11 protein-coding genes are annotated in these 8,038 nt (G+C 66.7%); 5 read left to right on the top strand and 6 right to left on the bottom strand.

Going from position 1 to position 8,038, the window contains the following annotated elements:
• Together BM228_RS32735 and BM228_RS32730 are read right to left on the bottom strand one after the other, a co-directional pair.
• Positions 1 to 1,281, bottom strand: a 1,281-nt coding sequence (locus BM228_RS32735; RefSeq protein WP_139234338.1) for a glycoside hydrolase family 16 protein, incomplete at its 3' end; no start/stop codon positions are given.
• 605 nt (positions 1,282 to 1,886) lie between these two features.
• On the bottom strand, positions 1,887 to 2,597 hold the full coding sequence (locus tag BM228_RS32730; protein WP_092047439.1) for a Crp/Fnr family transcriptional regulator: 711 nt from the start codon (positions 2,595 to 2,597) through the stop codon (positions 1,887 to 1,889).
• A 261-nt stretch (positions 2,598 to 2,858) separates the two neighbouring features.
• Between BM228_RS32730 and BM228_RS32725 the strand changes: the two genes are divergently transcribed.
• Positions 2,859 to 3,554 (top strand): Crp/Fnr family transcriptional regulator, encoded by a 696-nt coding sequence (locus BM228_RS32725; protein WP_092047437.1) that lies wholly within the window; start codon positions 2,859 to 2,861, stop codon positions 3,552 to 3,554.
• A gap of 94 nt (positions 3,555 to 3,648) precedes the next feature.
• Here BM228_RS32725 and BM228_RS32720 read toward each other — a convergent pair whose 3' ends face one another.
• A complete protein-coding gene (locus BM228_RS32720) occupies positions 3,649 to 3,873 on the bottom strand; it encodes a hypothetical protein (protein WP_092047435.1) in 225 nt (74 codons plus the stop codon).
• Between the two features lie 277 nt (positions 3,874 to 4,150).
• Between BM228_RS32720 and BM228_RS32715 the strand changes: the two genes are divergently transcribed.
• The 3 genes from BM228_RS32715 to BM228_RS32705 all read left to right on the top strand — a co-directional run bounded on the left by BM228_RS32715 (position 4,151) and on the right by BM228_RS32705 (position 6,193).
• The gene (locus BM228_RS32715) at positions 4,151 to 4,792 is read left to right on the top strand and encodes a DUF47 domain-containing protein (protein WP_092047433.1); all 642 of its coding nucleotides are present in this window, start codon (positions 4,151 to 4,153) and stop codon (positions 4,790 to 4,792) included.
• A gap of 9 nt (positions 4,793 to 4,801) precedes the next feature.
• Entirely contained in the window at positions 4,802 to 5,791 is a 990-nt protein-coding gene (locus BM228_RS32710) for an inorganic phosphate transporter (RefSeq protein WP_092047431.1), read from the top strand.
• A 168-nt stretch (positions 5,792 to 5,959) separates the two neighbouring features.
• Positions 5,960 to 6,193, top strand: coding sequence for a hypothetical protein (locus tag BM228_RS32705; RefSeq protein ID WP_244537436.1), 234 nt, complete (start codon positions 5,960 to 5,962; stop codon positions 6,191 to 6,193).
• Between the two features lie 6 nt (positions 6,194 to 6,199).
• On the opposite strand, the gene BM228_RS32700 is transcribed toward BM228_RS32705, so the two are convergent.
• Positions 6,200 to 6,340 (bottom strand): hypothetical protein, encoded by a 141-nt coding sequence (locus tag BM228_RS32700; RefSeq protein ID WP_167367906.1) that lies wholly within the window; start codon positions 6,338 to 6,340, stop codon positions 6,200 to 6,202.
• Between the two features lie 139 nt (positions 6,341 to 6,479).
• On the bottom strand, positions 6,480 to 6,845 hold the full coding sequence (locus BM228_RS32695; protein WP_244537435.1) for an energy transducer TonB family protein: 366 nt from the start codon (positions 6,843 to 6,845) through the stop codon (positions 6,480 to 6,482).
• A gap of 403 nt (positions 6,846 to 7,248) precedes the next feature.
• On the opposite strand from BM228_RS32695, the gene BM228_RS32690 reads away from it, so the two are divergent.
• Positions 7,249 to 7,494: a hypothetical protein gene (locus tag BM228_RS32690; RefSeq protein WP_092047424.1), complete on the top strand. Its 246-nt coding sequence runs from the start codon at positions 7,249 to 7,251 to the stop codon at positions 7,492 to 7,494.
• Between the two features lie 51 nt (positions 7,495 to 7,545).
• Here BM228_RS32690 and BM228_RS32685 read toward each other — a convergent pair whose 3' ends face one another.
• On the bottom strand, positions 7,546 to 7,827 hold the full coding sequence (locus tag BM228_RS32685) for a hypothetical protein (RefSeq protein ID WP_092047422.1): 282 nt from the start codon (positions 7,825 to 7,827) through the stop codon (positions 7,546 to 7,548).
• Positions 7,828 to 8,038: the final 211 nt, after the last annotated feature.

The following is an 8,038-nucleotide window of genomic DNA, read 5'->3' as shown; positions in this document are numbered from 1 at the left end:
GCCTGCCGGATTCGGCGATACGGTGGCGCTCGCGGTCGGGCTTGTGGTGCCGGCAGAGCCCGTCGACGGGGCTGCAGCCTGGGATGTCGCGCTGGTGGCCGCCGCGGGGCGCGTACCCGTCGTCGTGCTGCCGATCGCCGAATTCGTCGCGCCGGTCGCGCTGGCCGGAGCGGTCGAGACGGTGGAGCTCGGGGTCGTGGTCGTCGTGCCGGCGGTCGAGCTGCTTGCCCCCGAGGTGTTGCCAGTCGTCGAACCGGTCGCCGGCTTGCTCGTCACGCCGGTCGTCGTCGCAGCAGAACCGGCGGCCGCGCTGCTGGCGCCCTGGGACGAAGTGGTCGACGGTGTCGAACTCGCCGCACCTGTCGTGTTGCTCGAAGGGGCCGCACTCGTGGTCGTAGTCGTAGCGCTGGCCGTGGCGGTCGTGCTTGTCGATGCGGCTGCCGCGGAGGTGGCGCCGTACAAACCCGGATCCTTGCCGTCCGGGCTCGATACGGCATCCTGCTTGACGGCGACGGCGGTCGGAGCCTTCGAATAGGCCCGAACGTAGTCAATTTTAGACGTGATCGGCACACCGGCGACGTCGGCGTTGTTGCTACCCGAACCCTGCGTGGCCAAGTTGACCAGCATGTACATCGGGCTGTGCAGATCCGAGGGAGTGGCCTGCGATCCGGCCAGCTGACCGTCGACGTAGAAGCTGATCCGGTCGGCCTGCCAGTCCATGCCGTAGGTGTGATAGCCGTTCTGGTTCGGCATCTCGCTGGTGACCTGGCGATTCTGTTGCCAGGGGATATTCGGCGTCTGGTCCGTGGTGTGGATCGTGCTGTAGACGGTCTTCGGCCCATCACCGTACCGCTCGACGACGTCGAGTTCCTGGTGCTGACCCGCATTGTGCGGATCCGGCGTCTGCTGGTTGGGCAACAGCCAGAACGCATCCCAGGCGCCCACCTGCTCGGAGAAGTCGGCCCGGACCTCGAAATACCCGTAGGTCTGGGAGAAGTTGCCCTGCGTGGTCAGCAGGCCGGATTCCCAGCTGCCGGGAACGCCCGACGACGTCCTGTCCGGCACCGCGGTGATCGACAGAGCGCCGTTCTGAACCTGGAACGGGTCATAGCCCGAGCCCTTGTCCACGAAAGACGAGTGGCCGAAGCCGACATCGGCGTTCGCGTCGCCGCGATCCTGGGCACGGATATCCGCCCAGGTTGTACCTGCACCGGTCTGCGAGATACTGCGCGTGTTGAATTCTTCGTCGAAGGTTAGCTTGTAACCGGTCAAGTCGACCATGAATATTCCCCCAGACTTGCAGCAAGGCGCGATTCTTCGATCGCAGCACAAGAAAGCTTGCCTACGTGGATTCGGGGCGCCTGCGGCGAGACAACCCGTCCAGTTATATTTTCCTATATTTAACGCTGTGGAAACAATACGTACGTGGTTGCGGCACTGTCAAGATTGGTATTTCGGCAGCATTCGGAAGGCTGGTTTTGCCGTATGCAGATCATCTTCGTCCGATACCATATTGGGCATTGACAGTTGCGGACACGCCCCAGCCCATCGCGCGCTTATATTCCTGCCGCCGGCGACATGAGTCAGCTCAACCACAGGCTGCGATACCGTCGGGACTTTTCACAACCTGACCTGCAGCCGCCGTATCGCTGGGGGAGCCGCCTGCAGGGACCACTCCGGCCCGGGGAATCGGCTCGCTGGACGACAATCCTAGCCCCCAGTTCGGCTCTTGGCGGCTGCGATCCGAATGAGGGGGGAGGGGCAATTCGGCACGCCCGGGCGGCCGCCCAAAATTTGGGCCCTCGGAATCGGAGGCGCAGGCCGCGGGCCAGGGCTTGGCGCGGCGCCTCGACCTGAGACCGGGGCTGCGCTCCGGCTGTCCGAGCTCAGGCTTCCGTCAGCAGGCGCTCGTACTCGCCCTCCGCCGGCCCATAAGTGTCGCCCGCCAGATCCTTGAGCTTGTCGCGGTCGAGCACGGTGATGTGCCCCTCGCTCGCCCGGACCATGCCGGCGCCGGTCAGGACATACAGGGCGGCGGTCACGCCGGTGCGGCGCACGCCCAGCATCATCGCCATGAATTCCTGGGTGAGCGGCATCGCTTCGACGTTCAGCCGGTCATGGGTCATCAGGATCCAGCGCGCGAGCCGCGCCTCGACGTTCAGCTCGGCGCTCGCGTAGACCGTGTAGCCCATCTGGATCATCAGGCTCAGGGCGTAGCGGCTCAGGACGTCCCGCAGGCTCGGGCTCGCGTGCAGCGCCTCGCGCAGGGCGGAAGCCGGAATGCGCAGCGCCTCGCCCCCGCCTTGCACGATCCCCAGGAAGGGACCGCGGTCAGTCCCGAGCACGAGCGGCACGCCGGTCAGCCCCTCCCGGCCGACGAGGCCGATCTCGATCCGACCGCCCTCGGTGGCGGCCACGAGCGAGACCAAGCCGGTCTCGACGAAATAGGCGTGCGACAGCGGCTCATGGGCGCCGAACAGGGTGTCGTGAAGACGGAGCGGCCAGCGCTCCAGAGCCGGGGCCAGAGCGGTGAAGTCCTCCGGCGCCAGGGCACCGAGCAGACGGTTGCGAATGTCGGCTTGCTGAAGCTGAAGCATGGCTCTGCTCCCAATCAGGGCAAGAGCACGCGGTCTCCCAGTCGCCCGCGCCCGAAAGTTTCGGCGAACAATCATGAAAACATAGTACTATTCCACACAAAAATATAGGCCGAAAACAAGGGTACGATTTCGGACACAGCAAACAACCGACCGTCTAAATCTGATCGAAACCCATCATGCGGGCTTGTATACATATAGATCCGTCGATCTTTATTGGATTGATACGCGGCGGACGCATCGCTGATAGACTGGACCGAACGGATGCTCACTGCGCGCCCGGCCGACATGGCGGCCTACGCGACCCCACCCAGGAATCTCACGACCGAATTCGACTTTCCGCTGCGGGAACGCCTGGTTCCGAAGCAGAGCGAGGTTCTGGTACCGGGTGCCACGCCGGACACCGCTCACCTCCTGCTGGCCGGTCATACCTGCCGCTACCGCATGCTACAGGACGGCCGTCGCCAGATCACCGCCATCCTGGTCCCGGGCGACATCTGCGATTTGGAAGCGCTCCTGGCGGGGCGCTCCAGCTATGCCGTCAGTACGCTCACCCGCTGCACGCTCGGCGAGATCCCGCTGTCGCGGTTCGCGGCGACGCACGATCCGGCTCTGGCGGCGGCTCTGCAACGCCGCCTGCGGCGGGACGAGTCCATCGCCCGCGAGTGGATCGTCAGCCTCGGCCGCCGGGATGGGATCGAGCGCACGGCGCATCTCCTCTGCGAGTTGCGCTGGCGGCTCGCCGAGGTCGGGCAGGTGACGGATGACAGCTACGAATTGCGCATCACGCAGCACGATCTCGCCGACGCGCTGGGCCTGACGTCCGTGCATGTGAACCGCGTGCTGATGAATCTGCGCGCCGAGCGGCTGATCCACCTCAAGGCCGGCCGGCTGACGATCATCGACCGCGCCCGCCTCAAGCACCTGGCCCAGTTCGATCCGGCCTATCTGGTCCAATGATCGCCGCAGCCGCTTGGCCGCGGCGATCGCGAAGCGTCGGCGGCAGTTCCGGCTTGAGATCCGGAACATGCCTTCGGTGGGAAGCCGGCCGGCATCAGCGGGTCGGCAGCGCGGTCGCGGTGACGACGCGGGTCGCGGCCGGAGCCGCCGGGACGAGGCGCGGCGTGGTCGCCAGTTCCGTCGCCGGACGCTGGGCGGAGGTCGCGCGGGCCTGCTCGCGGTAGAGCGGCGGCGTCAGGGCGATGGCCTCGTCCGCCAGAGCGGAGCTGATCATCGGCAGGGAAGCCAGGGTGGCGATCAGGAAGGGTCGCAGGGTCATGGTGTCGGTGCCTCTTGCTGTCCGGGTCCGAAGCCCGGTGTCGAGACGATATCTGCGCTGCACTGCATCATGTTTCAAACAGATCGGATCGATATTAGAAATCGATTTCGTCAATGAACCGGTCGGCGTCAGCCCGTGCCGGTCAGAACCGCCCATCCGTATCCAGCCAGGCGGCGCGTCTTCTCTCCGGACCCTGATGCAGTTCACCGACCGCCATGCTAGGCCTCTCGGGTCCATCGAAGTCGCACGGATACTGGTCCTCGAACCGAGACGTTATATGCTGGGCTGGTTTCGTGCGTTGATGCCGAGGGAAGATCGGTTTTTCGACCTCTTCGAGCGTCATGCCGCGACGATCGTGGGCGGCGCGGCCGCACTCCGGGCTCTGCTCGACGGTACGGAGGACGTGCCCCTGGCCTGCCAGGCGATCGCCGACCACGAGGACGAGGCCGACACCATCACCCGGGAGGCCCTGCTGGCGGTGCGCCGGACCTTCATCACCCCGTTCGACCGGGGCGACATCCAGGCCCTGGTCGGCTCCCTGGACGACGCCATCGACCAGATGTTGAAGACCGCCAAGACGGTGCAGCTGTTCGAGGTCACCGCCTTCGAGCCGTCGATGCGCGAGATGGGCGCGGTGATCCAGGAGGCGGCCGCCGCCACCGCCGAGGCACTGCCGAAGCTGCGGGCACTCGGCGAGAACGCCGCCGTGCTGAACACCTTGACCGAGCGGGTCATCCAGCTCGAAGGCCGGGCCGACGACCTCCACAATGCCGGGCTGAAGGCCCTGTTCAAGGCATCCCGGCAGGATCCCATGGCCTTCGTGGTTGGGTCCGAACTCTACGACCACCTGGAGAAGGTCATGGATCGGTTCGAGGATGTCGCGAACCAGATCAGCAGCATCGTGGTCGAGCATGTCTGAGTCGGTCGCGTGACGCTCCTGATCGTCCTCATCGCCGTCGCCCTGGTCTTCGATTTCCTGAACGGGCTGCACGACGCGGCCAATTCGATCGCCACCATCGTGTCGACCCGGGTGCTCGCACCCCGCTACGCCGTCATCTGGGCGGCGTTCTTCAACTTCGTGGCGTTCCTGATCTTCGGCCTGCACGTCGCCAGCACGGTGGGATCGGGCATCGTCGACGTCACGATGGTGACCGACCGGGTGATCCTGGGCGCGCTCGGCGGCGCGATCAGCTGGAACCTGATCACGTGGTATGCCGGCATCCCGTCCTCGAGCTCGCACGCGCTGATCGGCGGCCTGCTCGGGGCCGGCATCGCCAAGGCGGGCCTCGGCGCGATCGTCTGGCCCGGCGTGATCGCCACCAGCGCCGCCATCGTGCTCTCACCGGCCCTGGGCTTCGGCCTCGGGCTTCTGCTGATGCTGGCCGTGTCGTGGATCTTCGTGCGCTCGACGCCCCATGCCGTGGACCGGCTGTTCCGGGGGATGCAATTCGTCTCGGCCTCGCTCTATTCCCTCGGCCATGGCGGCAACGACGCGCAGAAGACCATGGGCATCATCGCGGTGCTGCTCTACGCGCACGGGGAGGGGGGCGGCGCGTTCCACGTCCCGCTCTGGGTGGTGCTCTCCTGCCAGACCGCCATGGCGCTCGGCACGCTGCTCGGGGGCTGGCGCATCGTCCACACGATGGGCTCGAAGATCACCCGGCTCTCGCCGATGCAGGGCTTCTGCGCCGAGACCGGAGGAGCCGTGACCCTCTTCGCCGCCACCGCGTTCGGGATCCCGGTCTCGACCACCCACACGATCACCGGGGCGATCATCGGCGTCGGCGCGGCCAAGCGCGTATCGGCGGTACGCTGGAACGTCGCCCAGGGGATCGTGGTCGCCTGGGTCATCACCATGCCGGCCGCAGCCCTGGTGGCGGCCCTGGTCTACGGCGTCGCGGGCTTCGTGCTGCCGTGACCGGTCCGGCGTCGGAACGGCGGGGCGGGACACCATCGACCTAGCCCTGCCGAAACGCAGGCGGACATCACAGCCGCCGCGCATCATTAAATTTGGGTTTCTTAATATTGCAGCTCGTATAGGATTGGAGCGTAATCCTTACTATTGCAGTCAATAGGGTCCTGTTTGTTGCTTATCGCGGCCCTCTTGTTCGCGGCCGGGGTTCTGGAAGGCTGGCGCTACCGGGCCCCGATGGTGATGGCGAGCTCGATGCTCATCGCCGTGGTCTGCCTGCCGCTCTGGGCACTCGCCTCCACGCTCGATGCCGGGAAGGCGCTGGTTCTGCTCGCCTATCTGGCGGCGCATCAATCCGGCTTCCTGGTGGGGGCCTATCTCGGCGCCGGCCCGCATCCCGACCGGTGAAGCCGCTCACCAGGTCCAGACGATCCGGCCGGCAGCGTGACAGATCACCACCCAGATCCCGATCGAGACGATCAGCGACGCCACGACGACCGGGAGGGGCGGCTTCCTGCCATCCACCCGGCGCAGTCTCACGAATGCGTCCTTCACGCGCAGCCTCCCGGGCGCGACCTGCGCCGAGGGCCACAACGAAGACGCTCCGGAGAAAGTTTCAGGTTGCAGCTACGCCAAGACGAATCGCCGAGAAGGCGACGGGTCGAGCGATGCCAGCCAGCGCGGCTATCGCAGCTCAGGGGCCGAACTGCACCGGGACGCTGAGATCGGCGACCCCGGTCTCGGCCAGCAGCTCCGCCGGGGGCGGCTTGAACGGGCTGGCACCCCGGACCGCCCGGAGCGCCCGCCGGTCGAGACCGGGCGAGCCGGAGCTGCTCTCGATCTCGGCCTGCCGCACCGATCCGTCGGGGGCGATCGCGACGCGCACCACCACGGTGCCGGCGGCCCCGCGGGTCTCGCCGCGCCGGTCGGTGCGATCGACGGCGTCGATCCGCGTGACCAGGGCGGACAGCCAATTGCGCACCGCGGGCGTGACGCCCGTCCGCGCCTGTGCCGGCCAGGGCACCAGCAGGAGGCCGAGCAGGACGGTTCCGTGGGTCAACAAGCGCGACGACATGCGGGAACAACGACCCTGTGGCTGGACGGATGCCCGGCTATCCTTACGCGGAAGGGTTTACCGGCCGTCACCCGAAAGCCGGGCTGCTGCGATCCGACGCCCTCGATGATACGAGACGCTTCCGACGGCCGGAGATGTAAATCCAGCGAGAGCCTTCCCGCCTCACCACGGACCGGCAGGCCAGCGGCTGGAAACTTGATCCAAGATGCGGGACCCGCCACCCTTGCGCTTATGATGGTGGATTGCCCGATTTCGACCCGAGACATCGACGCCGAGACCCGCCCGGATACCGGGCGCCAGCACGGCCACGCTTGAACGATCCTTGGCTCTGGGCGACGACGCCCTGGCGAGACCACGACATCCCAACCCAATCCAGGAGAGAGCCCACATGACCCGATTGGCGGAGCTGCAGAGCGACCCGGCGTTCCAGCAGGCCGTGCTCGCGGTGCGCGGCGCGGCCAGCACGCTGAGCGGCCGGGCCGTCACCGCGGAGGAGGCCAGCTTCTTGGTCGGCATCGCCCTGGCCACCTTCGCCAATGCCGGCGGCTTGAACGAGCCCAGCGTCAGCCGCCTCGCGCGGTTCTCGGACACGGTCGGGCAGGACGAGACCGTTGACAGCCTGACGAAGCACTGAGGCCGGGGCGAGCCTACGCGACGCACCTGACGCAGCGCGGCGGACGACCGGCTACAGAAACCCCGTCCGCCGCGCCAGCATCACGGCCAGGGCCAGACAGGCCGCGAGGCTGACCGCGAGCATCGCGACGTTCGTCCAGAAGCGGACCGGCCGGCTGGAGCCCTCGATCCCGCTGGCGCGCAGGCGGACCCAGGGCACGTAGAGGAAGAGAGCCACCACCGTCAGAATCAGGAATGCGAGGCTGGCGATCCGCCCGGAAAACAGCGCGATCCCGGCCAGGATTACCCAGCCGAGCACGATGCCCACCATCGTGAAAAGGGCCGTCGTGTTCACGTCCGCACCATCCCCCGGATGCATCGGCGCGCGGCCCCACCTACGACAGCAGGGCCACCGGATCACAGCCGGCCTTCGATCCGTGCTGCACGTCCAATGATCAACGCAAGGCTTCAGGCCATAGCCCGAGCAGACCTTGGATCGACGAAGCTGGTTTCAGGAAATCTGGTGCTGCGAGAGAGGATTGAACTCTCGACCTCTTCATTACCAA

It is taken from the genome of Methylobacterium pseudosasicola (assembly GCF_900114535.1).
In the GTDB taxonomy this organism is placed as follows: Bacteria; Pseudomonadota; Alphaproteobacteria; order Rhizobiales; family Beijerinckiaceae; genus Methylobacterium; species Methylobacterium pseudosasicola.
This window is presented reverse-complemented; position numbering and strand designations above follow the sequence as displayed.